Origin of the sequence: Streptomyces sp. NPDC050448 (assembly GCF_040655295.1) — a bacterium.
Taxonomy (GTDB): Bacteria; Actinomycetota; Actinomycetes; order Streptomycetales; family Streptomycetaceae; genus Streptomyces.
The window spans coordinates 1-22,505 of the sequence record NZ_JBFAJR010000046.1; the positions used below are offsets into that span (position 1 = coordinate 1).

Annotated in this window: 21 protein-coding genes; 12 read left to right on the plus strand and 9 right to left on the minus strand. The window is 72.8% G+C overall.

From position 1 onward, the window contains the following. Positions 1 to 123 precede the first annotated feature (123 nt). Positions 124 to 1,164, minus strand: a complete 1,041-nt coding sequence (locus tag AB0I68_RS34540) for a WYL domain-containing protein (protein WP_363181353.1) — start codon at positions 1,162 to 1,164, stop codon at positions 124 to 126. A 40-nt stretch (positions 1,165 to 1,204) separates the two neighbouring features. Here AB0I68_RS34540 and AB0I68_RS34545 point away from each other — a divergent pair, with 40 nt between their 5' ends. Further along, complete coding sequence (locus AB0I68_RS34545) at positions 1,205 to 1,669, plus strand: hypothetical protein (protein ID WP_363181354.1); 465 nt, start codon at positions 1,205 to 1,207, stop codon at positions 1,667 to 1,669. Positions 1,670 to 1,735: 66 nt separating this feature from the next. On the opposite strand, the gene AB0I68_RS34550 is transcribed toward AB0I68_RS34545, so the two are convergent. Further along, on the minus strand, positions 1,736 to 3,349 hold the full coding sequence (locus AB0I68_RS34550) for an alpha/beta fold hydrolase (protein WP_363181355.1): 1,614 nt from the start codon (positions 3,347 to 3,349) through the stop codon (positions 1,736 to 1,738). Between the two features lie 328 nt (positions 3,350 to 3,677). Here AB0I68_RS34550 and AB0I68_RS34555 point away from each other — a divergent pair, with 328 nt between their 5' ends. The 7 genes from AB0I68_RS34555 (at position 3,678) to AB0I68_RS34585 (ending at position 12,622) form a co-directional block, all read left to right on the plus strand. Further along, positions 3,678 to 4,478: a TIGR03084 family metal-binding protein gene (locus tag AB0I68_RS34555; RefSeq protein WP_363181356.1), complete on the plus strand. Its 801-nt coding sequence runs from the start codon at positions 3,678 to 3,680 to the stop codon at positions 4,476 to 4,478. Continuing rightward, positions 4,475 to 6,310: an acyclic terpene utilization AtuA family protein gene (locus tag AB0I68_RS34560; protein WP_363181357.1), complete on the plus strand. Its 1,836-nt coding sequence runs from the start codon at positions 4,475 to 4,477 to the stop codon at positions 6,308 to 6,310. The genes AB0I68_RS34555 and AB0I68_RS34560 overlap by 4 nt, the downstream gene beginning before the upstream one ends. Further along, positions 6,307 to 7,905 (plus strand): carboxyl transferase domain-containing protein, encoded by a 1,599-nt coding sequence (locus AB0I68_RS34565; protein ID WP_363181358.1) that lies wholly within the window; start codon positions 6,307 to 6,309, stop codon positions 7,903 to 7,905. Before AB0I68_RS34560 ends, AB0I68_RS34565 begins: the two co-directional genes overlap by 4 nt. 8 nt (positions 7,906 to 7,913) lie before the next feature. Beyond that, the gene (locus tag AB0I68_RS34570; RefSeq protein ID WP_363181359.1) at positions 7,914 to 9,869 is read left to right on the plus strand and encodes a biotin carboxylase N-terminal domain-containing protein; all 1,956 of its coding nucleotides are present in this window, start codon (positions 7,914 to 7,916) and stop codon (positions 9,867 to 9,869) included. Next, on the plus strand, positions 9,866 to 11,038 hold the full coding sequence (locus tag AB0I68_RS34575; RefSeq protein ID WP_363181360.1) for an acyl-CoA dehydrogenase family protein: 1,173 nt from the start codon (positions 9,866 to 9,868) through the stop codon (positions 11,036 to 11,038). The genes AB0I68_RS34570 and AB0I68_RS34575 overlap by 4 nt, the downstream gene beginning before the upstream one ends. Positions 11,039 to 11,279: 241 nt before the next feature. Continuing rightward, on the plus strand, positions 11,280 to 12,017 hold the full coding sequence (locus AB0I68_RS34580) for an enoyl-CoA hydratase family protein (RefSeq protein ID WP_363181361.1): 738 nt from the start codon (positions 11,280 to 11,282) through the stop codon (positions 12,015 to 12,017). After that, positions 12,005 to 12,622, plus strand: a complete 618-nt coding sequence (locus AB0I68_RS34585) for a TetR/AcrR family transcriptional regulator (protein ID WP_363181362.1) — start codon at positions 12,005 to 12,007, stop codon at positions 12,620 to 12,622. The genes AB0I68_RS34580 and AB0I68_RS34585 overlap by 13 nt, the downstream gene beginning before the upstream one ends. A gap of 150 nt (positions 12,623 to 12,772) precedes the next feature. Here the strand turns inward: AB0I68_RS34585 and AB0I68_RS34590 are convergent, their stop codons facing one another. Continuing rightward, positions 12,773 to 13,879: a citrate synthase 2 gene (locus AB0I68_RS34590; RefSeq protein ID WP_363181363.1), complete on the minus strand. Its 1,107-nt coding sequence runs from the start codon at positions 13,877 to 13,879 to the stop codon at positions 12,773 to 12,775. Positions 13,880 to 14,079: 200 nt separating this feature from the next. Here AB0I68_RS34590 and pdxH point away from each other — a divergent pair, with 200 nt between their 5' ends. Continuing rightward, positions 14,080 to 14,742: a pyridoxamine 5'-phosphate oxidase gene (pdxH, locus tag AB0I68_RS34595; protein WP_363181364.1), complete on the plus strand. Its 663-nt coding sequence runs from the start codon at positions 14,080 to 14,082 to the stop codon at positions 14,740 to 14,742. 368 nt (positions 14,743 to 15,110) lie between these two features. Next, positions 15,111 to 16,445: a PAS domain-containing protein gene (locus tag AB0I68_RS34600; RefSeq protein ID WP_363181365.1), complete on the plus strand. Its 1,335-nt coding sequence runs from the start codon at positions 15,111 to 15,113 to the stop codon at positions 16,443 to 16,445. Positions 16,446 to 16,456: 11 nt separating this feature from the next. Here the strand turns inward: AB0I68_RS34600 and AB0I68_RS34605 are convergent, their stop codons facing one another. Further along, positions 16,457 to 17,212 carry an SIS domain-containing protein gene (locus AB0I68_RS34605; RefSeq protein WP_363181366.1) on the minus strand — a complete coding sequence of 252 codons (756 nt, stop codon included), beginning with the start codon at positions 17,210 to 17,212 and terminating at the stop codon, positions 16,457 to 16,459. A 272-nt stretch (positions 17,213 to 17,484) separates the two neighbouring features. Here AB0I68_RS34605 and AB0I68_RS34610 point away from each other — a divergent pair, with 272 nt between their 5' ends. Together AB0I68_RS34610 and AB0I68_RS34615 are read left to right on the plus strand one after the other, a co-directional pair. After that, complete coding sequence (locus AB0I68_RS34610) at positions 17,485 to 18,177, plus strand: metal-dependent transcriptional regulator (protein ID WP_132757682.1); 693 nt, start codon at positions 17,485 to 17,487, stop codon at positions 18,175 to 18,177. 296 nt (positions 18,178 to 18,473) lie between these two features. Next, positions 18,474 to 19,343 (plus strand): alpha/beta hydrolase, encoded by an 870-nt coding sequence (locus tag AB0I68_RS34615; RefSeq protein ID WP_363181367.1) that lies wholly within the window; start codon positions 18,474 to 18,476, stop codon positions 19,341 to 19,343. Here the strand turns inward: AB0I68_RS34615 and AB0I68_RS34620 are convergent. From AB0I68_RS34620 to AB0I68_RS34640, 5 genes are all read right to left on the minus strand, one after another. After that, positions 19,324 to 19,563, minus strand: coding sequence for a DUF397 domain-containing protein (locus AB0I68_RS34620; protein ID WP_363181368.1), 240 nt, complete (start codon positions 19,561 to 19,563; stop codon positions 19,324 to 19,326). The two genes, AB0I68_RS34615 and AB0I68_RS34620, sit on opposite strands and share 20 nt — an antisense overlap. A 54-nt stretch (positions 19,564 to 19,617) precedes the next feature. Further along, positions 19,618 to 20,109 carry a hypothetical protein gene (locus AB0I68_RS34625; protein WP_363181369.1) on the minus strand — a complete coding sequence of 164 codons (492 nt, stop codon included), beginning with the start codon at positions 20,107 to 20,109 and terminating at the stop codon, positions 19,618 to 19,620. Positions 20,110 to 20,204: 95 nt separating this feature from the next. Further along, positions 20,205 to 21,092, minus strand: a complete 888-nt coding sequence (locus AB0I68_RS34630; RefSeq protein WP_363181370.1) for an alpha/beta hydrolase — start codon at positions 21,090 to 21,092, stop codon at positions 20,205 to 20,207. Continuing rightward, positions 21,044 to 22,051: a hypothetical protein gene (locus AB0I68_RS34635; RefSeq protein WP_363181371.1), complete on the minus strand. Its 1,008-nt coding sequence runs from the start codon at positions 22,049 to 22,051 to the stop codon at positions 21,044 to 21,046. Before AB0I68_RS34635 ends, AB0I68_RS34630 begins: the two co-directional genes overlap by 49 nt. A 13-nt stretch (positions 22,052 to 22,064) precedes the next feature. Continuing rightward, positions 22,065 to 22,478, minus strand: a complete 414-nt coding sequence (locus tag AB0I68_RS34640) for a hypothetical protein (RefSeq protein ID WP_363181372.1) — start codon at positions 22,476 to 22,478, stop codon at positions 22,065 to 22,067. Between the last annotated feature and the right edge of the window lie 27 nt (positions 22,479 to 22,505).

Genomic DNA, 22,505 nt, shown 5'->3' on the forward strand with positions numbered 1-22,505 from the left:
GGTGCCCCCACCGCATTGGCTCCCTCCTCCGCCTTGCAATCCACGGCACCAGACGACCCGGGCTATCCGGCCCTGATCCGCCGGACACCCCCTAGGGGGTGTCCGGTCCCGGGTGCCTGCCCCTCAGGCGCCGGGGCCGGACCGGTCGGAGTCTTCGTACCGGGCCGTCATCGCCGTCAAGGCGTCCCGGATCCGGGCCCGCAGGGGTGGCGGGGAGAGGACCTCCGCATCGACGCCCAGGGCCAGGAACTGCGCTTGCGCCTGCTCCTGAGACTCGATCGGCAGGACCGCCCGGGTCCACCCCGCCAGCTCCGGGTCCGGGGTGCCCCCGGCCGCCAGGGCCCGGGCCTGGACCCCCGTCAGGCGCGCAGCACCCCGCGGGGAGAGCCGTACCACCGCCTCCTCCGGGTGGAGCCGCGCATGGAAGTCCTCCTGCGTCCTGCGCCAGTGCGCCGCCAGCTCGAAGCCCTCCGGCAGCCGGCACTCCTGCGCCGTCTCGCGGACCGACAGGATCTGGTCCACGCGGTACGTCCGCGGCCCGGCGGGCCCCGTGGGCCCGGCGGCCCCGGCGGCCCCGGCTGCCCCGGCGGCCCCGGCCGGCCTCGCCACCAGGTACCAGCGCCCCGCCTTCAGCACCAGCCCGTACGGCTCGAGCCGCCGGTCCACCTCCTGCGGCTCCTTCCACCGCCGGTAGCGGACCTCGATCACCCGCCCCCGCCACACCGCGTCCGCGACCTGCGCCAGGTACGGGGTCTGGTCGTGCTCCGCGTACCACCCCGGCGCATCCAGGTGGAACCGCAGCCGCATCCGGTCCGCCTGCTCCCGCAGTTCCGCCGGCAGCGCCGCCCGCAGCTTCAGCTGGGCCGCCGACAGGTCCCGCCCGAGGCCGAGTTCCGCCGCGGGACCCGGCATCCCCGTCAGGAACAGGGCCTCCGCCTCGCCCGTGCTCAGCCCGGTCAGCCGGGTCCGGTAGCCGGCGAGCAACTGGTAGCCGCCGCTGTGCCCGGCGTCCCCGTACAGCGGGACGCCCGCCGCGGCCAGCGCCTCCGCGTCGCGGTAGACCGTACGGACGGACACCTCCAGCTCCTGCGCGAGCTCGGCGGCGGTCATCCGCCCCCGGGTCTGGAGCAGCAGCAGGATCGACAGCAGTCGGCTGGACTTCACTGACACAGGATGTCAGGGGACTGCTCCTACGGTTCGCCGCATGAACGACTTCGACTTTCTCCTCGGCACCTGGGACGTCGCCAACCGCCGGCGCACCGACTTCCTCGACCCGGACAGCGCGTGGGAGGAGTTCCCGGCCGTGTCGCGGGCCTCCCGCCACTTCGACGGCGCCGCGAGCTTCGACGAGATCGAGTTCCCGACGACCGGCTTCGCCGGCCTGACCCTGCGCCTGTACGACCCGGCGCTCGGGCAGTGGTCGCTGTACTGGGCGAGTGCCCGTACCGGGACCCTCTTCCCGCCGGTCGCCGGCCGTTTCACGGACGGCACCGGCATCTTCGAGGGCGAGGACACGCACGACGGCAAGGCGGTCCGGGTGCGGTTCGTGTGGACGGACATCCAGGCCGACTCCGCCCGCTGGGAGCAGTACTTCTCCCTCGACGAGGGCACGACCTGGCTCCTCAACTGGACGATGGACCTGACGCGCCGCACCGGGCAGCCCTCCTGAGTCCGTGTGCCCGCCCCGCCGGCTACGGGGGTGTTCGGCGGGGCGGGCGCGCCCTTGGGCCGGCCGTCATCCCAGCGGCAGGTCCAGATACGACGGCGTGGCCTCCGGGGAGGTGAAGGCCAGCGTCGCGCGCGGCAGGTTGGCGTCCCCGTAGAACGGGTCGCGGGCGTCGATCACCAGCATCAGCCGGTGCTCGCGCGGGACGTCGTACGCCGTCGCCTGGAGCTCGATGTCGGCGCTGACCAGGCTGTCGGGCGGCGAGTCGAGGTCGGAGTACGGGGCGTGCGTGACGATGTGCGCCGTCCCGTCGGGCGCCACGGCGAGCAGGTACGCGACGAACGAGGACTTGGAGTTCGCGGCCCGGTACGTGACGCGCAGCCGGGGCGTGCCGCGCAGCCGGGTGGTCTCCGCCTCCGGGTCCGCGGCCCAGACCGCGGCGACGGTGCGGTCGATGTCGCCGGTCCGGTAGGCCTTCGGGCGGCCCGCGATCTCGTCGTACCCCGACCGCACGATCTCGTCGGCGACGGTCGCCGGGGTGTCCACCCCGCACAGGACGCTCGCGCTCCAGCCGGCCTCGGGCTCGTCGGCGAGCTCCCCACTGCCCACCAGGTGCAGCCGGCGCACCTGTTCGGTGACGGAATGCCAGGTGGGGCGGGGTTCCAGGGCCTGGCCCCACATGACCTCGCTGAGTATCTGGCCCTCGGCGGCGATGCCGTTGTCGATCCCCTTGAGGTGGTGGTCGAACCAGCGGTGGGCGTTCGTCCAGATCCGGTTGGGCAGGCCGATCATGCCCGTCATCTCGGGCCCGGAGTGGTCGCCGATGGAGAAGTCGAGGCGCTTGGGGCCGGTGAGCTCGTTGAACATCTTCAGGGTCTGATTGCCGGGGAAGAGCGTCTCGTGCCAGGCGTGCGAGAAGTAGACCGGGACCTGGCGGCGGTTGAGCTCCTTGATGTGGCTGAACGGCGAGCGCGGCTCGGCCCAGCGCAGGGTGCCCCGGATGTCGCGGCCCGCGAGGACGTTCTCGAACACGCTCTGGGTCTGCGGGCTCAGCCGGGCCTTCGAGGCGGCCTTGAGCAGCGCCTCCACGGCGGCCACGTGCCGGGTGCGGTTCTCGTAGAAGGCCTCGCCGAGGTCGCCCCAGGTGCTGAGCGCCACCACCGCGTCGACGCGGGTGTCGTGCGCGGCGACGAGCTGGCTGATGCCCGAGCCGTAGGAGTCCCCCAGGAAGCCGATCTTCGTGACCGGGCCGGCGGTGCGCTCGATGAGGTGGTCCAGGGCGCGGCTGCCGTCGGCGACGTCGAGCGGGCCGGCCACGTCGACCTGCCCCTCGGAGCCGGCGAAGCCGCGGGTGCTGTAGGCGAGGACGTTGTAGCCGCGCGCCGCGAACACGCTGGCCTGGACGGCGTACGGGAGCCAGCCGTGGTTCGTCCACGGCGAGGGCATCACGATCACCGGTCGCGGCCGGCCCCCGTTGTGCCGCCACAGCGCGGCGTCGAGCAGGTCCCCGTCGGCGCCGGCGATCTTGGCGCGGCTGAAGACGGCGACGGACCGGGCGTCCGCGACCTCGGCGGCGCGGGCGGGCGCGAGGCCGGTGACGTCACCGGTCTCGAGGGCGGCGACGAAGGCGGTGAGGGTGGTCGCGTCGAGTTCGGGATAGAGGGAGAAGGCGGCTGGGATCACGTCGGTTCATCCTCTTCGTCGAGTGACATGAACGTTCGGTGCGCGCGCTCTGGGCCCGGAGCGGGGGACGAAGCGTTCAGTATCGGTGCGACATCCGGTGATGTTTCGGCGGTTTCCGGCGTACGGCCTGAACCGCCCCCTCCGCAGCTGACGGGGGCGGCGGTCCCGGACCTGCCCGGGGTGGCGCCGGACGTCAAATACCCCTTCGTGTCCGCCGGTTGGAGGTGATGGCGCGAAGGCGGTGTTCTCTGACCAAATCATGCAAGCATGCTTGATTGTTTTGCTCGCGGCTGCCAGTCTTCCCCTCACGCCGAAAGGGGAGCCCGCCGTGCTCGATCCGTCAGCTGTCGCCGTCTTCGCCGATCTGCGCGAGGAAGGCCTCGAACTCGAAACCCTGGTACGGGACCTGCCCGACGCCGGATGGGCCGGGCCCACCCCCGCGCCCGGCTGGACCGTCGCCCACCAGATCGCCCACCTGCACTGGACCGACCGGGCCGCGCTGGTCTCCCTCACCGACGCCGAGGGCTTCGCCGCCATGGTCGAGGAGGCGGTGAAGTCCCCCGATTCCTTCGTGGACGAGGGCGCGGCACAGGGCGCCGCGCTCCCGCCCGCCGAGCTGCTGGCCCGCTGGCGGGCCGGGCGCACCGCCCTCGACGAGGCGCTCGCCGCGGCCTCACCCGACGCCCGGTTCCCCTGGTACGGGCCGCCGATGAAGGCCGCTTCCATGGCGAGCGCCCGCCTGATGGAGACCTGGGCACACGGCCAGGACGTCGCGGACGCGCTCGGTGTGCGCCGCACCCCGACCGCGCGGCTGCGGCACGTGGCCCGGATCGGCGTACGGGCCCGCGACTACGCGTTCGCCGTACGGGGACTGCCCGCGCCCGCCCGGGAGTTCAGGGTGGAACTCGTCCCCCCGGGCGGCGGGGATCCCTGGGTCTACGGCCCGCAGGACGCGGCGGACCGGGTCGCCGGCCCGGCGCTCGACTTCTGCCTCCTGGTGACCCAGCGGGCCCACCGCGCGGACCTGGCCCTGACCGCGACCGGCCCCGACGCCGAGCGCTGGCTGGACATCGCCCAGGCCTTCGCGGGCCCGGCGGGCCCCGGCCGCGCCCCGGGGGCCACGCGATGACCGGCCGTCGGCCGCTGCGCATCGGCAACGCCTCCGGGTTCTACGGGGACCGCTTCAGCGCCTTCGAGGAGATGCTGACCGGCGGCCCCCTGGACGTGCTGACCGGCGACTACCTCGCCGAGCTGACCATGCTGATCCTCGGCCGCTACCGGCTGAAGACCCCGGACCTCGGCTACGCCAAGACCTTTCTGCGCCAGCTGGAGGAGGGCCTCGGCCTCGCGCACGAGCGCGGCGTACGGATCGTCGCCAACGCGGGCGGCCTGAACCCGGCGGGACTGGCCGACGCGATCCGGGAGCTCGCCTCCAAGGCCGGGGTCCCGGTGTCGGTCGCCCACGTCGAGGGCGACGACCTGATGCCGTTCGCGGAGGGCGCGCTGACCGCGAACGCCTACCTCGGCGGCGCCGGCATCACGGCCTGCCTGCGGGCGGGCGCGGACGTGGTCGTCACCGGCCGGGTCACGGATGCGGCCCTGGTCAGCGGGCCGGCGGCCTGGTGGTTCGACTGGGCGCCGGACGACTACGACCGGCTGGCGGGGGCGGTGGTGGCGGGCCATGTCCTGGAGTGCGGAACCCAGGCCACCGGCGGCAACTACGCCTTCTTCACGGCGCACGACGTGCGCCGGCCCGGATTCCCGCTGGCGGAGATCTCCGAGGACGGCTCATCGGTGATCACGAAGCACCCCGGTACGGGCGGGGTCGTCTCGGTGGGCACGGTCACGGCCCAGCTCCTGTACGAAACCCAGGGCCCCCGCTACCTCGGCCCCGATGTCACGGCCCGGCTGGACACGGTCCGCCTCGCGCAGGCGGGCGCCGACCGCGTCGCCGTCACGGGCGTCACGGGCGAGGCCCCGCCCCCCACCCTCAAGGTGGGCGTGACCCGCATCGGCGGCTGGCGCAACGAGGTGGTCTTCGTCCTCACCGGCCTGGACATCGAGGCGAAGGCGGCCCTCGTCCGGGCGCAGCTGGCCGATGCCCTGTCCCAGGTGGCCACGGCGGACTGGACCCTGGCCCGCACGGACCACGAGGACGCCCCGACGGAGGAGACGGCGAGCGCCCTCCTGCGTCTGGTGGTCCGGGACCCGTCGCCGGACCGGGTGGGCCGCGCGCTGACCTCGGAGGCCATCGAACTGGCCCTGGCCAGCTATCCGGGGTTCCACGTCACCTCCCCGCCGGGCCCGGCCCAGCCGTACGGGGTCTTCACGTCGTCGGCCGTCCCGGCGGCCTCGGTCCCCCACGTGTCCGTCCTCCCGGACGGGACCCGGCTCGCGACTTCGGCCCGTCGGGCGTTTGAGGACCGGGGGGTCCCCCTGGCGGTAGCCGGGGAAGGGTCCGGGGGCGCAGCCCCCGCCGGGTCCGGGACGGAGCCCCGGGACGGGGGTCCGGGGGCGGTGCCCACGGCTTCGGGAAGGGGCGGGCCGGGAGAGAGCCCCGCAGGGCCGACCGCCCGCACCGTACCGCCGGAGGCGCCGGCAGGGCCGACCGCCCGGGTACCGCTCGGCAGACTCGTCGGCGCCCGCAGCGGCGACAAGGGCGGCGACGCCAACGTCGGGGTGTGGGTGGAATCCGACGAGGCCTGGGCCTGGCTCCACACCGCCCTCACGGTGGACACCTTCAAGGCGCTGCTCCCCGAGACGGGCCCGCTGCCCGTCACCCGCCACGTCCTGCCCAACCTGCGCGCCCTCAACTTCACCATCCCCGGCATCCTCGGCGCCGGCGTCGCCTCCGCCCACCGCTTCGACCCCCAGGCCAAGGCCCTCGGCGAATGGCTGCGCGCCCGTCACATCGACATCCCCGCCCACCTCCTGCTCACCCCGGAGGGGACCCGCTCATGACCCGCCTCACCACCACCGTCGACCCCCACGCACCCGACTACCTCGCCCACCACGCGGCGGCCACCGCCCGCCTCGCCGAGGTCGACGCCGAGCACGCCAAGGCCCTCCTCGGCGGGGGCGAGAAGTACACGGCCCGCCACAAGGACCGCGGCAAGCTCCTCGCCCGCGAGCGGGTCGAGCTGCTCCTCGACCCGGACACCCCCTTCCTGGAGCTGTCCCCGCTCGCCGCCTGGGGCAGCGACTACCCCGTCGGTGCCTCCATCGTCACCGGAATCGGCACGGTCGAAGGCGTCGAGTGCCTGGTCACCGCCAACGACCCCACCGTCCGCGGCGGTGCCTCCAACCCCTGGACGCTGAAGAAGGCCCTGCGGGCCAACGAGATCGCCCGGCAGAACAACCTGCCCTGCATCAGCCTCGTCGAGTCCGGCGGCGCCGATCTCCCCTCCCAGAAGGAGATCTTCATCCCGGGCGGCGCGATCTTCCGCGACCTGACCCGGCTCTCGGCCGCCGGCATCCCCACCGTCGCCGTCGTCTTCGGCAACTCCACCGCCGGAGGCGCGTACATCCCGGGGATGTCCGACCACATCATCATGATCAAGGACCGCTCCAAGGTGTTCCTCGGCGGTCCGCCGCTCGTGAAGATGGCCACCGGCGAGGAGAGCGACGACGAGTCCCTCGGCGGAGCGGACATGCACGCCCGCACCTCCGGCCTCGCCGACTACTACGCCCTCGACGAGCACGATGCGATCCGCCAGGCCCGCCGGGTCGTGGCCCGCCTCCACCACCGCAGGGCCCACCCGGCCCCGCCCCGGGCCGAGGAGCCGACGTACGACCCGGAGGAACTCCTCGGCATCGTCCCCGCCGACCTCAAGACCCCCTTCGACCCCCGCGAGGTCATCGCCCGCATCGTCGACGGCTCCGACTTCGACGAGTTCAAGCCCCTCTACGGCACCAGCCTGGTCACCGGCTGGGCCACCCTCCACGGCTACCCGGTCGGCGTCCTCGCCAACGCCCAGGGCGTGCTGTTCAGCGCCGAGTCGCAGAAGGCCGCCCAGTTCATCCAGCTCGCCAACCAGCGCGACATCCCGCTCCTCTTCCTCCACAACACCACCGGCTACATGGTCGGCAAGGAGTACGAGCAGGGCGGCATCATCAAGCACGGCTCGATGATGATCAACGCGGTCTCCAACTCCCGCGTCCCCCACCTCTCCGTCCTCATCGGTGCCAGCTACGGAGCCGGCCACTACGGGATGTGCGGCCGCGCCTTCGAGCCGCGGTTCCTTTTCGCCTGGCCCGGCGCCAAGTCCGCCGTCATGGGCCCCCAGCAGCTCGCCGGCGTGCTCTCCATCGTGGCCCGCCAGTCGGCCGCCGCGAAGGGGCAGCCGTACGACGAAGAGGCCGACGCCGGGATGCGCGCCTTCGTGGAGGCGCAGATCGAGTCCGAGTCCCTGCCGATGTTCCTGTCCGGGCGGCTGTACGACGACGGGGTCATCGACCCGCGCGACACCCGTACCGTCCTCGGCCTGTGCCTGTCGGCCGTCCACAACGCCCCCGTCGAGGGCGCCCGCGGCGGCTTCGGCGTCTTCCGGATGTGAGCCCGCACATGACCCAGCAGCCCCTGCACTCCGTACTGGTCGCCAACCGCGGCGAGATCGCGGTCCGCGTCTTCCGCACCGCCCGCGCCCTCGGCCTCGCCACCGTCGCCGTCCACTCCGACCCCGACGCCGACTCCCTGCACGTACGGGAGGCCGACGCGGCCGTGCGCCTCCCCGGCGCCGCCCCCGCCGACACCTACCTGCGCGGCGACCTGGTCATCAAGGCCGCCCTCGCCGCCGGCGCGGACGCCGTCCACCCCGGCTACGGGTTCCTCTCCGAGAACGCCGGCTTCGCCCGCGAGGTCATCGCCGCCGGACTCACGTGGATCGGCCCGCCGCCCGAGGCCATCGAGGCCATGGCCTCCAAGACCCGGGCCAAGGAGCTGATGCGCGCCGCCGGGGTCCCGCTCCTCGACGCCGTCGACCCGGCGGGCGCCACCGCCGCCGACCTGCCCCTCCTGCTCAAGGCCGCGGCGGGCGGCGGCGGCCGCGGCATGCGCGTGGTCCGCGACCTCCACGACCTGAAAGCCGAGCTCGACGTCGCGGCGGCCGAGGCCCGCTCCGCCTTCGGCGACGGCGAGGTCTTCGCCGAGCCCTACGTCGAGCGCGGCCGCCACGTCGAGGTCCAGATCCTCGCCGACTCCCACGGCACCGTCTGGGCACTCGGCACCCGCGACTGCTCCCTCCAGCGGCGCCACCAGAAGGTCATCGAGGAGGCCCCGGCACCCGCACTCCCCGAGGCGCTGCGCACCACCCTCCACGAGGCCGCCGTGGCCGCCGCCCGCGCGGTCTCCTACCAGGGCGCGGGGACCGTCGAGTTCCTCGTCGCCGCCGACGGGCGCCCGTACTTCCTCGAGATGAACACCCGCCTCCAGGTGGAACACCCCGTCACCGAGGCCGTCTTCGGCCTCGACCTCGTGGCCCTGCAACTGCGCGTCGCCGAGGGCGCGGCCCTGCCGCTGACGCCCCCGGAGCCCGCCGGCCACGCCGTCGAGGCCCGCCTGTACGCAGAGGACCCCGCCCAGGGCTGGCGCCCCCAGACCGGTGTCCTGCACACCCTCGCCGTCCCCGGCGGGGTCCGTGTGGACACCGGCTTCGCCGACGGGGACACCGTCGGCGTCCACTACGACCCGATGCTTGCCAAGGTCGTCGCCCACGCCCCCACACGGGCCGAGGCCGTCCGCGCGCTCGCCCACGCCCTGGCCGGAGCCCGCATCCACGGGCTCACCACCAACCGCGAGCTCCTCGTACGCTCCCTGCGGCACCCGGAGTTCGCCGAGGCGCGGCTCGACACCGGGTTCTACGAGCGCCACCTCGAGTCCCTCACCGAGGGCACCCCGGACGCCACCCTGGCCGCGGTCGCAGCCGCCCTCGCGGACGCCGCGCCGGCCCCGGACGCCCCGCTCGCCACCCGCCTCGGCGGCTGGCGCAACCTCCGCTCCCAGCCGCAGATCCGCCGCTACAGTGCGGCCGGCACCGAGTACGAGGTCCGCTACCGGCCCGCCCGCAGCGGACTCCCGGAGCTCGTGGACCATCCCGGCGTTCGCATCCTGGCAGCGGAGCCCGAGAGCGTCACCCTCGAAGTCGAGGGTGTCCGCCGGGTGTTCCACGTGAAACACAAATCGAACACAGCGGGCGCCGGAGGGGCCGAGACCTACGTCGACTCTCCGCTCGGCGCGCACACCCTCACCCCCGTCCCCCGGTTCGCCGATCCCCAGGACCGCACCGAACCCGGCTCCCTGCTCGCCCCCATGCCCGGCACCGTCGTCCGCGTCGCCGAGGGCCTCACCCCCGGCTCCGCCGTCACCGCCGGGCAGCCCCTGCTCTGGCTGGAGGCCATGAAGATGGAGCACCGCATCGTCTCGCCCGCCTCCGGCACGCTCACCGCGCTCCACGCCACCCTCGGCCACCAGGTCGAGTTCGGCGCCCTGCTCGCCGTAGTCCAGGAGGAACAGCCCGCATGAGCCCCGCCACCAGCGCCGTCGTGGAATCCGAAGAACACAAGGCCCTGCGCGCCGCCGTCGCCGCCCTCGGGCAGCGCTACGGCCGCGACTACCTCGCCCGCGTCGCCCGTGAGGGCGGCCACCCCGACGAGCTGTGGGCCGACGCCGCCAAGCTCGGCTACCTCGGGGTCAACCTCCCCGAGGAGTACGGCGGCGGAGGCGGCGGCATCGCCGAACTCTCCATCGTCCTCGAGGAACTGGGCGCCGCCGGCTGCCCCCTGCTGATGATGGTCGTCTCGCCCGCCATCTGCGGCACCGTCATCTCCCGCTTCGGCACCGACGCCCAGAAGCAGGCCTGGCTCCCCGGCCTCGCCGACGGCAGCCGCACCATGGCCTTCGGCATCACCGAACCCGACGCCGGTTCCAACTCCCACCGCATCACCACCACCGCCCGCCGCGACGGCGAGGAATGGGTGCTGACCGGGCGCAAGGTCTTCATCTCCGGCGTGGACATCGCCGACGCCACCCTCATCGTCGGACGCACCGAGGACGCGCGCACCGGAAGCCTCAAGCCCTGCCTGTTCATCGTGCCGCGCGGCACCCCCGGCTTCTCCCGCTCCGTCATCGACATGGAACTCCAGGCGGCGGAGAAGCAGTTCGAACTGGTCCTGGACGAGGTGCGGCTGCCCGCCGAGGCCCTCGTCGGCGACGAGGACGCGGGCCTGCTCCAGCTGTTCGCCGGGCTCAACCCCGAGCGCATCATGACCGCCGCCTTCGCCATCGGAATGGGTCGCCACGCCCTCGCCAAGGCCGTCGACTACGCGAAGACCCGCCGGGTCTGGAAGGAGGCGATCGGCGCCCACCAGGCCATCGCCCACCCCCTCGCCGCAGCCCACATCGACCTCGAACTCGCCCGCCTGATGATGCAGAAGGCCGCCCACCTCTACGACGCCGGCGACGACATGGGCGCCGGTGAGGCCGCGAACATGGCCAAGTACGCCGCCGCCGAGGCCTGCGTGAAGGCGGTCGACCAGTCCGTCCACACCCTGGGCGGCAACGGCCTCACCCGCGAGTACGGACTGGCCTCCCTCATCACCGCCTCCCGGGTGTCCCGTATCGCCCCCGTCAGCCGCGAGATGATCCTCAACTTCGTCTCCCACCAGACCCTGGGCCTCCCCAAGTCCTACTGACCTGCGGCCCGGCTCTGCGGGGCCACCCGGGCCCGGCGGCCGCAGCCCTGGCAGGACGGGCGACACCCGGCCGCGGCGACCCGGACAATGGTTCCGGCCCTGCGGGGGTGCCCCGGCACAACGGGGGACACCGGGCCGCGGCGCCCGGGGCCGCCGGGCCGCCGGGCCGCACCGGACCGGCAGGTCCGGAAGGGCCGCCGGGCCGATCCGCATCACCCGCTCAACCTCCGGAGGACACTGCATGACCCGCCCAGTCGGCGCCGCGCGAGCGCGTGGCATCACCACCCTCACGCTCGACTCCCCGGCCAACCGCAACGCACTCTCCGCGGACCTCGTCGGCGAGCTGCGCACGGCCCTCGCCGCCGCGGCGGCGGACCCGGAGGCCCGGGCCATCGTCCTCACCCACACCGGCACCACGTTCTGCGCGGGCGCCGATCTGAAGTCCCCCTGCGACCCGGCCGACTTCCTCGCCCTGCTCCGCGAGATCGCCGAACTTCCCAAGCCGGTCGTGGCCCGCGTCACCGGCCACGTCCGGGCGGGCGGCCTCGGCCTCCTCGGCGTCTGCGACATCGCCGCCGCCGGCGCAGCCTCCACGTACGCCTTCACCGAAACGCACCTCGGCGTGGTCCCGGCCGTGATCTCCGCGCCGCTGCTCCCGCGCCTGGACCCGCGCGCGGCCGCCCGGTACTTCCTGACCGCCGAGGCCTTCGACGCCGCCGAAGCCGCCCGGATCGGCCTGCTCACCCTGCACGGCGACGACGTGGACCAGGTCCTCGCCCCCGTGCTCGCGGGCCTGCGCAAGGCCGGCCCGGAGGCCCTCGCCGCCACCAAGGAACTGCTCACCGCCCCGGTGCTGGCCGTCCTCGCCCGGGACGGCGCCGCGCTCACGGAACTGTCCGCACACCACTTCGGCTCCGCCGAGGCCCGCGAAGGCATCACCGCCCGCTTCGAACGCCGGGACCCGTCATGGGCCCTGTGACCGACGCCGATCCCGCGAACGACACCCAGCCGGGCCCCAAGCAGGCCCGCAGCCGCGTCACCCGGCGCCACCTCCTGGAAGCGGCCGTCTCCTGCCTCGCCGAACAGGGCTGGGCCGGCTCCACCGTCGCCGTCGTCGCAGAACGCGCCGGTGTCTCCCGCGGCGCGGCCCAATACCACTTCCCGACGCGCGAGGACCTGTTCACCGCCGCCGTCGCCTACGTCGCCGAGGAACGCTCCGCCGCCCTGCGCGACCTCTTCCACGCCGGACCCGCCGCCCGCCCCGCCGTGGTCGAAGCCCTCGTCGACCTCTACACCGGAGCCCTCTTCCGGGCCGCCCTCCAGCTGTGGGTCGCCGCCTCCAACGAGGAGCAGCTGCGCCCCCAGGTCACCCGACTGGAGGCCCGCGTGGGCCGCGAGACCCACCGCATCGCCGTGGAGCTCCTCGGCGCGGACGAGTCCGTCCCCGGGGTACGGGAGACCGTGCAGGGCTTCCTCGACATGGCCCGCGGCCTCGGCCTGGCCAACGTCCTCACCGACGACACGGCCCGCCGCGCACGCGTGGTCGCCCAGTGGTCCCGGATCCTGGACGACACCCTCGGCTGAGGGCGGGAACGCCGAGGGCGCCGCACCCCGTACTGCGGGACGCGGCGCCCTGACCGGCGACCAGCGACCGGTAACGGCGACCGGCAACCGGCGACCGGCAACCGGCGACCGGTGACCGGTGACGGCGACCGGTGACTGCCGGACGAAGGATCAGGCCGTCTCGGCGATGTCGGCGTAGCCCGCGATCTCGCGGGGGTTGCGCTGGCCCGGGCCGATGTAGCGGGCCGACGGGCGCACCAGGCGGCCCGTGCGCTTCTGCTCCAGGATGTGCGCCGACCAGCCGGCGGTCCGGGCGCAGGTGAACATCGAGGTGAACATGTGCGCCGGAACCTCCGCGAAGTCCAGCATGATCGCGGCCCAGAACTCCACGTTCGTCGCGAGCACCCGGTCGGGGCGGCGCGCGTGCAGCTCCTCCAGCGCGGCCTTCTCCAGCGCGGCGGCCACCTCGTAGCGCGGCGCGTCCAGCTCCTTGGCGGTGCGCCGCAGCACACGGGCGCGCGGGTCCTCGGCCCGGTACACGCGGTGCCCGAAGCCCATCAGCCGCTCGCCCTTGTCCAGGGCCTTCTTCACGTACGCCACGGCGTCGCCGCTGCGCTCGATCTCCTCGATCATGCCGAGGACGCGGGACGGCGCACCGCCGTGCAGCGGCCCGGACATGGCACCGACGGCACCCGAGAGGGCGGCGGCGACGTCCGCACCGGTCGACGCGATCACCCGCGCGGTGAACGTCGAAGCGTTCATCCCGTGTTCGGCGGCGGAGGTCCAGTAGGCGTCGACGGCCTTGACGTGCTTCGGGTCCGGCTCGCCCCGCCAGCGGATCATGAACCGCTCCACCACGGACTCGGCCTTGTCGATCTCGCTCTGCGGCACCATCGGCCGGCCCTGCCCGCGCGCGGACTGGGCGACGTACGACAGCGCCATCACGGCGGCGCGCGCGAGGTCGTCGCGGGCGGTCCGCTCGTCGATGTCCAGCAGCGGTTTCAGACCCCACACGGGGGCGAGCATCGCGAGGGCGGACTGCACGTCTACACGGATGTCACCGGAGTGCACCGGGATCGGGAAGGGCTCGGCGGCGGGCAGTCCGGGGTTGAACGCCCCGTCGACCAGCAGGCCCCAGACGTTCCCGAAGGACACGTGGCCCACCAGGTCCTCGATGTCGACGCCGCGGTAGCGGAGCGATCCGCCTTCCTTGTCCGGTTCGGCGATCTCCGTTTCGAACGCGACGACCCCTTCGAGCCCGGGTACGAAGTCGGACATCAGGCGGCTCCTCAGATAGTGCGAACACGCGCGGCTCCCGGCGTGACTCGCGGTCCGGCGCGGTCATCCCCGTTGATGCCCGGCACGGCCGTCGGTCACCCACGTGGGGACCTCCGGACCGGCCCCAAGATTTTGGCGGTTCCAGGTGGCAGGCGGAAGCGTGACATACGGCACACTGCCGCAAGCACTCCTGCGGCAGGATGGCTGGCGTGACCGACCAGGACATTGACCCCGCCATGATGCGCAAGCAATACCGCTCGGAGATCGTCCATGAGGACAGCCTCGCCGAGGACCCCATGCGGCAGTTCGCCGTGTGGTTCCAGCAGGCCGCCGACTCGCACCTCTTCGAACCGAACGCGATGGTCGTCTCGACCGCGACCCCCGACGGCCGCCCCAGCTCCCGCACGGTGCTGCTGAAGCAGTTCGACGAGCGGGGCTTCGTCTTCTACACCAACTACGGCTCGCGCAAGGGCCGCGAGATCGACGCGAACCCGCACGTCGCGCTGCTCTTCCCCTGGCACCCCATCGCCCGCCAGGTCATCGTCACCGGCACGGCCTCCCGGGTCGGCCGCGACGAGACGGCCGCGTACTTCCGCTCCCGCCCGCACGGCTCCCAGCTGGGCGCCTGGGCGAGCGAGCAGTCCCGGGTGATCGCATCCCGCACCGAGCTCGACCACCGTTACGCGGAACTCGCGGAGCGCTACCCCGAGGGCGAGCAGGTCCCCGTCCCGCCCGAGTGGGGCGGCATCCGGATCGTCCCCGACGCGCTGGAGTTCTGGCAGGGGCACGAGAACCGGCTCCACGACCGGCTGCGCTACGTCCTCGAGGACGGGAAGTGGCGCCTCGAGCGCCTCTGCCCGTAGCGGCCGCCCCGAAAACGCAGACGACCCGCGGGCTCGGGTTTCTCTCCTGCAGTGAGAGAAGCCGGCCGGACGTACCGGCGAGCCCGCGGGTCGGGTGACTGCTTGGGATTGGCGCCTGGCGATCCCGCCGGGCACCGCACTGGGTGCGTGCGACGACGGGCCCTTAGCCCGCAGCCACCTCACGCGTCCGGTTTCCGTACATTTCGGGAACCACCTCCCTTCTCGTGTGCCTCAGAGCCTAGAACCGCCCCCCCGGGTCCTCAACTGATTTATTTCGGGGCAATTCAGGGAATGCGGTGTGGGCTGCGTCACGTTCCAGTTGAATGATCTGACGTGCCGCACACGCGAACACCTGCAGGGGGTGCCAGGTGAGTGCTTCCGGACGGAGTGAGACCACCGACGATCTGCTCGCAGCGCTGCTGGACGGGATGGACGCGGCCTTGTGCGCGTTCGACTCCGACGGCGTGATCACGCACTGGAACCGCGAGGCCGAGAGGATCCTCGGCTGGACCGCAGCCGAGGCGGTCGGGCGCAAGGGCTTCGCCGGCTGGGCCGTGCGCGCCGCCGACGCGCAGGACGTCGAGGAGCGGCTCATGGCCGCCCAGGACGTGCCCGGGCGGCAGGTGCACGAGTTCGCCCTGCTGACCAAGGAGGGCGGGCGGGTGCTCGTACGGACCCAGTCCGCCGGGGTGCCCGGGGCGGACGGGAAGCCCGCCGGGGTGTACTGCGCCTTCAGCGAGGTACACGCCCAGATCGACCTGGAGCGGTCCATCGCGCTGAGCGAGGCGCTGATGGACGACGCCTCGTGGGGTGTGGTCCTCGTCGACGTGGACCTGCGCCCGGCCGTGGTCAACGCGCATGCCGCCCGTGCCTTCGGATCGGGGCGCACCGCCCTGCTCGGCCGGCCGCTGGGGGAGCTGCTGACGCAGGGCGTCGAGGAGCTGGAGGCCGCGCTCCAGCACGTGCTCGCCGACGGGTCACCGCCGGCGCCCCTGGAGCTGTGGGTGTCCGTCCCCACGCCGGAGGGGGTGCGGCGGCGGTGCTGGCGGTCCGGGTTCCTGCGGCTGGGCTCCCCGCTGGCGGAGGAGCCGGTGCCGCTCGGGGTCGGCTGGCTGTTCCAGGACATCACCGAGGTCCGGCAGGCCGCGATGGACACGGCGCAGCTGCGGTTCCGCTCCAACCAGCTGTACCGCTCGGGCCGGGCGGCCGCCGAGTGCGAGGACCCGGCCGAGGCGGCCGCCGTACGACTGGACTTCGCGCTCGCCGGCTTCGCGGAGCACGCGCTGCTCGACGTACTGGAGGAGTTCGCCGACCCGGACCGGCGGCGCCTCGTACGGATGGCCGCCTCGCCGCCGCTGCTGCCGGGGGCGGGGGCGATCCCCGCCCGGTACGAGCCCGGGCACCCGGCGCTGCAGGCGCTGGACCGGATCGGCTCGGTGCGTACGAGCGCGCCGCGCGAGGAGGCGGCCGGGAGCTGGGCGCGGGACCGGCAGTGGCCGCAGGACGCGGCGCACGTGCTGTGCACGGTGCTGCGCAGCCGCGGGCGGACCCTGGGGGTGCTGACCTTCGTACGGGGCCCTTCGCGGGCCGCCTTCGAGCAGGCGGACGCGGCGTACGCGGAGGAGGTCGCGGCCCGGGTCGCGGCCGATCTCGACCTGGCCGCCTGGCCCCGGCCCCACGACGAGGGAGCGCCGCGCCCGTAGACGGCCGCCGCTCAGTGGCGGAAGAAGATCCGGTCGCCGTACTCCTGGAGGACGCGGCCGTTCCACTCGTGGCCGCCGTCGACGTTGCCCGAGCGCAGCAGCGGGGGCTCCATCCCGCGCGCGGCGAGCTCGCCGGCGGCCGCCGCCATCACGGCCTGCATGATCGCGCTGGTCACGACGGTGGAGGCGGGCGCGAAGGGGGCGTCGATGCCGTCGAGGCTCAGCTCGGCGTCGCCGACCGCGATCTTGCTGTCGAGGACGATGTCGCAGTGGTCCTTGAGGAAGGTGCCCGAGACGTGCCGCGACTTCGTCTCCGTCGCGTACGCCACGGAAGTCACGCCGATGACCTTGAGGCCGATGGCGCGGGCGTTCATGGCCATCTCGACCGGCAGGGCGTTGCGCCCGGAGAGGGAGATGATCACGAGCACGTCGCCGTCGGTGGCCGGGCTGCTGTCGAGGACGGCCCCGGCGAGGCCGTCGACCCGCTCGAGGGCGCTGCCGAGGGTGGCCGGCATGACGTCGACGCCGACGGTGCCGGGGACGGCGAGGAAGTTCATCAGGGCGAGTCCGCCGGCCCGGTAGACCACGTCCTGGGCGGGGAGCGAGGAGTGTCCGGCGCCGAAGGCGAAGAGCCGGTTCCCGGCGGCGACGGCGTCGGCGATGACGGCGCCGGCCTCGGCGATGTGTGCGGCCTCCTCGTCCCGCACCCGCTCCAGGAGGCCGATCGCGGCGTCGAGGAACTGACCGGCCAGCTTGCTCTCGCTCATACGCCGATGGCCCTTCCAGAGGTGGGGTTCGTCCGTGTCCGCCGCTCACCGTGCGGTCTGGACCAAGGGCGTGTCAATACGAACGTCAATCCCGGGGCGAAAGGCGCCCGGGGATGTCCGGCGGGATGCCCCTGGGGGATGCCCCGCCGGACCTCCCGGGCGGTGTCCCGGGCGGTGTCCCGGACGGGGCTTGCCGTCCGGCACGGGACGGTTGTCCCTGCGATGCGTCAGAATTGGGGGCAGGGCCAGCGCACGATATCCGAGGGGCACGAATGTCCGGACTGATCGATACCACGGAGATGTATCTCCGCACCATCCTCGAGCTGGAAGAGGAAGGCGTGGTCCCCATGCGCGCCCGTATCGCCGAGCGGCTCGACCAGAGCGGTCCGACGGTGAGCCAGACGGTGGCGCGCATGGAGCGGGACGGCCTGGTGGCCGTGGCGAGCGACCGTCACCTGGAGCTGACGGAGGAGGGGCGGCGGCTGGCGACGCGCGTGATGCGCAAGCACCGGCTCGCGGAATGCCTGCTCGTCGACGTCATCGGCCTGGAGTGGGAGCAGGTGCACGCCGAGGCCTGCCGCTGGGAGCACGTGATGAGCGAAGCGGTGGAGCGGCGGGTGCTGGAGCTGCTGCGCCACCCGACCGAGTCGCCGTACGGGAACCCGATCCCGGGGCTGGAGGAGCTGGGCGAGAAGGCCGAGGCGGACCCGTTCCTGGAGGACGGCATGGTCAGCCTGTCGGAGCTGGACCCGGGCGCCGACGGCAAGACCGTGGTCGTGCGCCGGATCGGGGAGCCGATCCAGACGGACGCCCAGCTGATGTACACGCTGCGGCGGGCGGGCGTGCAGCCCGGCGCGGTGGTCAGCGTGACCGAGTCGCCGGGCGGTGTGCTGGTCGGCAGCGGTGGCGAGGCCGCCGAGCTGGACGCGGAGATCGCCTCGCACGTGTTCGTGGCCAAGCGCTGACACCACGCACGCGGCGTTCGCGGGTGGTGGAACGGGTGGTGGAAGTGGGCGGTCCCGGCGCCTTGCGGCGCCGGGACCGGTCCTCCCCTTTGTTGACCTGGAGCCCCGAGCTCTCAAGGTCATCCCCTCGGACCGTCTTCCCCGAGCGGCCCGCCTCCCTGCTGAAAGGATCTCCATCGGCAGGGGCGGTCAATCCTTGAGCAAGGTCACTCGAAAGAGCGGTGTTGGAGGCGAGAACCCCCGTTTTCGAATGCGGGTTCGATAGTCTGGCCGCGAGCGAAGGGGGTGCATCTGCCGTGGTGCAGCGCATCGATGTGACAGGGGCCGACGGTGTGCGCCTGGCAGCCTGGGAGTTCCGGGAATCCGCCGCCACCGCGCCCCCCGATCCCCACGCGCCCCGGGTGCTGTTACTCCACGGCCTGATGGGCCGCGCCTTCCACTGGGCGGGCACCGCCCGCTGGCTCGCCGAGAACCGCCGCGTCGTCGCCCTCGACCAGCGCGGCCACGGACAGAGCGACCGCCCCTCCGCTGGCCCGTACACACGCGAGGCGTTCGTGGCCGACGCCGAGGCCGTCATCGAGCAGCTCGGCCTGGCCCCCGTGACGCTGATCGGCCACTCCATGGGCGCGCTCACCGGCTGGCAGCTGGCCGCCCGCCGCCCGGACCTGGTCGAGGCCCTGGTGATCTGCGACATGCGCGCCTCCGCCCTCGGCGAGGCCTCCCAGCAGGAATGGGAGGAGTGGTTCCACCGCTGGCCCCTCCCCTTCCCCACCCAGGACGCCGCCCGCCGCTGGTTCGGCGAGGACGACCCCCGGGTGGAACGCCCCGACCCCGGTCGCGGTGCCTTCTTCGCCGACGTGATGCACGAGGCCCCGGACGGCTGGCGCCCCCTGTTCTCCCGCCGCCAGATGCTGACGGCCCGCGAGACCTGGGTCCACGACGCGCACTGGGAGGAACTGGCCCAGGTCCGCTGCCCGGCCCTGGTCGTCCGCGGCCTGGACGGCGAACTGGGCCGAGCGGAGGCCCAGGAGATGGTCCGCGTCCTGCCCGCCGGCCAGTACGCCGAGATCCCCGACGCGGGCCACTACCTCCACTACGACCAGCCGACGGCCTGGCGCGCGGCGCTGGAACCCTTCCTGGACGGCATCAAGGCCGCCGCGCCTTGATGCCGTCCGGGAGGGTGGCCCAGTCGCTGCCGCTGACACGAAGCAAGGCGGTGGCGGCATCCTCGCCGCTCCCGGCGACGAGGATGTGGTCGCCGGGGGCGGCGGCGACGTAGACGCAGGAGTCGCCGGACGCGCAGCGCGAGGGCCTCTGCCACTGGTACTGGTACTGGTTCAAGAGTTCGCGGTAGTCGGCGAGTTGCCGTTCGGCGTCCAGGCACATGAGCCCGCGGGTACGCGGGGAAGCTGCTGTGGGTGGAGTGCGGATCCTGACCGGCTACGGCGCAGGGGTGGTGGCCGACCAGAAGTCGTCGTGGACGTCCGGGCGTTGCGGGAAGGGGGTGTTGCGGACCGGGGTGTTGGGCTTGGTCGTGGGCTCCTGCACGCCCGAGTCCGTGAGGCAGGGGGTGGCGGCATCCAGGAAGAACTGGCCCTCGCCGCCGACCATGACGCTGAGGCTGTAGCCCTCAGGTGTGGAGGCGTAGACAGCGGGGAGATCCTTGTCGGCGTTGACGCTGGTGATCTTGTAGCCGCGCGCCTTCCACTCGCGTTCGATCACCCCGAGGAGGGCGCCGCGGCGTTGTTCGGAGACGATGGTCAGAATGGTGATGGAGCGTTTGGCGGCGCCCGTGCCAGTGCCTTTGTTGAGGATGTTGGTGCAACCGCTGTCTCCGAACGGTCCGTGGTTCCAGCGGAGCTCGGGCTTCACGGCGGCGAGCGTTTCCTGAAGGATGGCGTCGGCGCGGTTGGCGCCCTGCTGCAGGTCCATTTCGGTGTTCCTCTTGCTTGGGGTGTTTCCTCCGCTCGGACCACATGCCGCAAGGGTGGCAAGGGAGAGCAGGACGACTGCTGTGGTGCGGAGTCTCATCGGGGTTCCTGGGTGGATATCGATTGGGCCCGGCCGCCGACGATCTTGGCGATGTTGCCAGCGGAGTCGATGTCCTTGACCGGGTTGAAGTAGTTGGAGTTGACTTTGAAGCGATGGGCCCCGAAGTCCCGGTGCGCGGGGTCCGTACCGAAGTGGATCTGGCTGGGGTCGGTGACCTCATTGCCCACGGCCCAGCCGCCCAGGGCGCCCAAGCCGCCGCCGATGACTGCGCCTCCCGTCATTCCGAGTGGCCCGAGGACGGAACCCGCCGCTCCTCCCGCGGCTGCGCCGTGTGCTCCACCGCCCAGCAGGCCGACAGTCTCCGCCGTGTTCGGCGCCCTGGTCACCAGGTCGTTCTCCGCCGCGCCGACGTAGACGTGGTCCCGTCCCACCCCGAGCTGGTCGGCGCTCTGCGCGCCGGTGCCGGGGCTGCCGACCAGGATGATGTCGTCTGCCCCTGGGATGCCGCCCGGCTGCTGGGCGGCCTGGCCCACGGTGAGTGATCCGTAGGAGTGCCCGATGGCCGTGATGTGCGGATCGGCGTTCTGGTTGGTACTGCTGATCCCGGCCATGAACTGGTTGTAGTCGCCAGCTCCTCGGCGTGCGTCGTCCATGGTCGTGACCGCGAGGTTGTCCAGCAGTTTGTCGGCAGGTAGTTGCGGAGCGTCGTAGCCCAGCCAGACGATCGACGCCGAGCTCGGGTCGACACGCCGGGCGCCGATCGCTGTATCCCTCGCCCGCTGAATGTCGTTGCGCGCGAAGTCGCCGTCCAGAGCCGTCCCCAGCCCAGGGACGTACGCCGAGACGTTCTTCGAGGTGTCCGGATTGCCGAAGGCTACGATCGCCCGCCCGTTGTTCTGGTCGCTGATGCCCAGGAGGTACATCGGGGGTTGGTCGGCTGCTGGTTCCACAGCTGGTCGTTGATCGAGCGCAGCCCCTCCAGCTGGTTCCTCGACTTCTCATCGGAGTGTTCCGACAGCTTCCCGATCAGCATCTGCACGTTGTCGCGATTCGCGCGGTCGCGGGTCTCCGCGGGGATGCCGTCCAGGTTGCCGATCACGTCCGGATACACCGCCAGGTACTCGGCCCGCTGGTCGTCCGTCAGTCCCTGCCACCAGGCGTGGCGGTCCGCCGGGCTGCGGTCCAGCGGGATCGTGTCGCGGAGGTAGTCGTCGGCCTCCTTGCGTACGAGGGCCGCATCGCCGGCCGCATCCGCCCAGGTCGCGTCCGTGACATCGAGCCCTTCAGGGGCCTTCAGGCGGTTCAGGGCCTGGCTGAAGCGGGAGTCCGCATCCTGGGCCGCCAGTAGGGCGGTGTGGATACGGCTGGCTATCTCCTGGGCCGCGGCGTGATTCGGGTTGGGGTTCACGCCCATCGGCTGCTGGGCCAGCGGGTGCATGGGCAGTTGCTGCAGGTACCCGCGGCGGTCCGCACCCTGCACCGAGCCGCCGGGGACGGGCTCCTTCGTGAGGAACTGCTCGCCTGCCGGCGGGTACTCCACCGATCCGTCCGTATGCACCGTGAAGCCATGCGCCGACGCGTCGTCCAGGGCGGCCTTCAGACGGGTCTGCTGGGCGGAGAGCTCTTTGGCGAGGGCGCCCAGAGTGGTGCGGACCATTCCGCACTCGGTGTGGATGTAGTCGAAGTTCCGGTCCATGCGCTTCAGGCGGTCGTGCGCGGACACAGCGGAGGCGCCCTTCTGCGTTTCCAGGGACTTCAGCATCCCCATGCTGATCCGCTCACGGGCCGCGTCGGCCCGGCTACTGGCATCGGCCCAGCCCTCGGCCGCCTCGGTGAACTCGGCCGTCTTCAGATCGCGCAGCTGCTGCCAGGTCAGGCTCACTTCGAGGACTCCGTCATGAGCACGAGACGGGAGAACGCGACCGGCCCTGCTCGTCCACCTCACCTATGTCCCTCGCGACCTGGAGCAGTGCGGGCTCCAGCCCCCCGCACTCGTCCCGGACCGCCGTCAGGCGCTTCTCCCACGACGCTTGTACAGCCGCCAGCGCGCTCACCGACGCCAGCCCGGCGGTACCCGCCGACACGCCCTCGTGAGCGAGAGACATCCGGCCCACGGCGCTCGCCATGCTGGTGCGCAGCTCGCCCGCCGTCGTGGCCGCCTGCCTCCACGGGGTCTTCGTGTGCACCAGGTCCCCGTCGGCGTTGCCACCCCCGCCACCCCCGCTGTCACCCGCCGAGGCGAGTTTCATCTGCGGCGGTGCGCCGAACAGCTCCTGCCAACGCTCCGAGTACGCATTCGTGCTGCTCATATAGTGCCCCCCCTGCCCCGTGCCCTT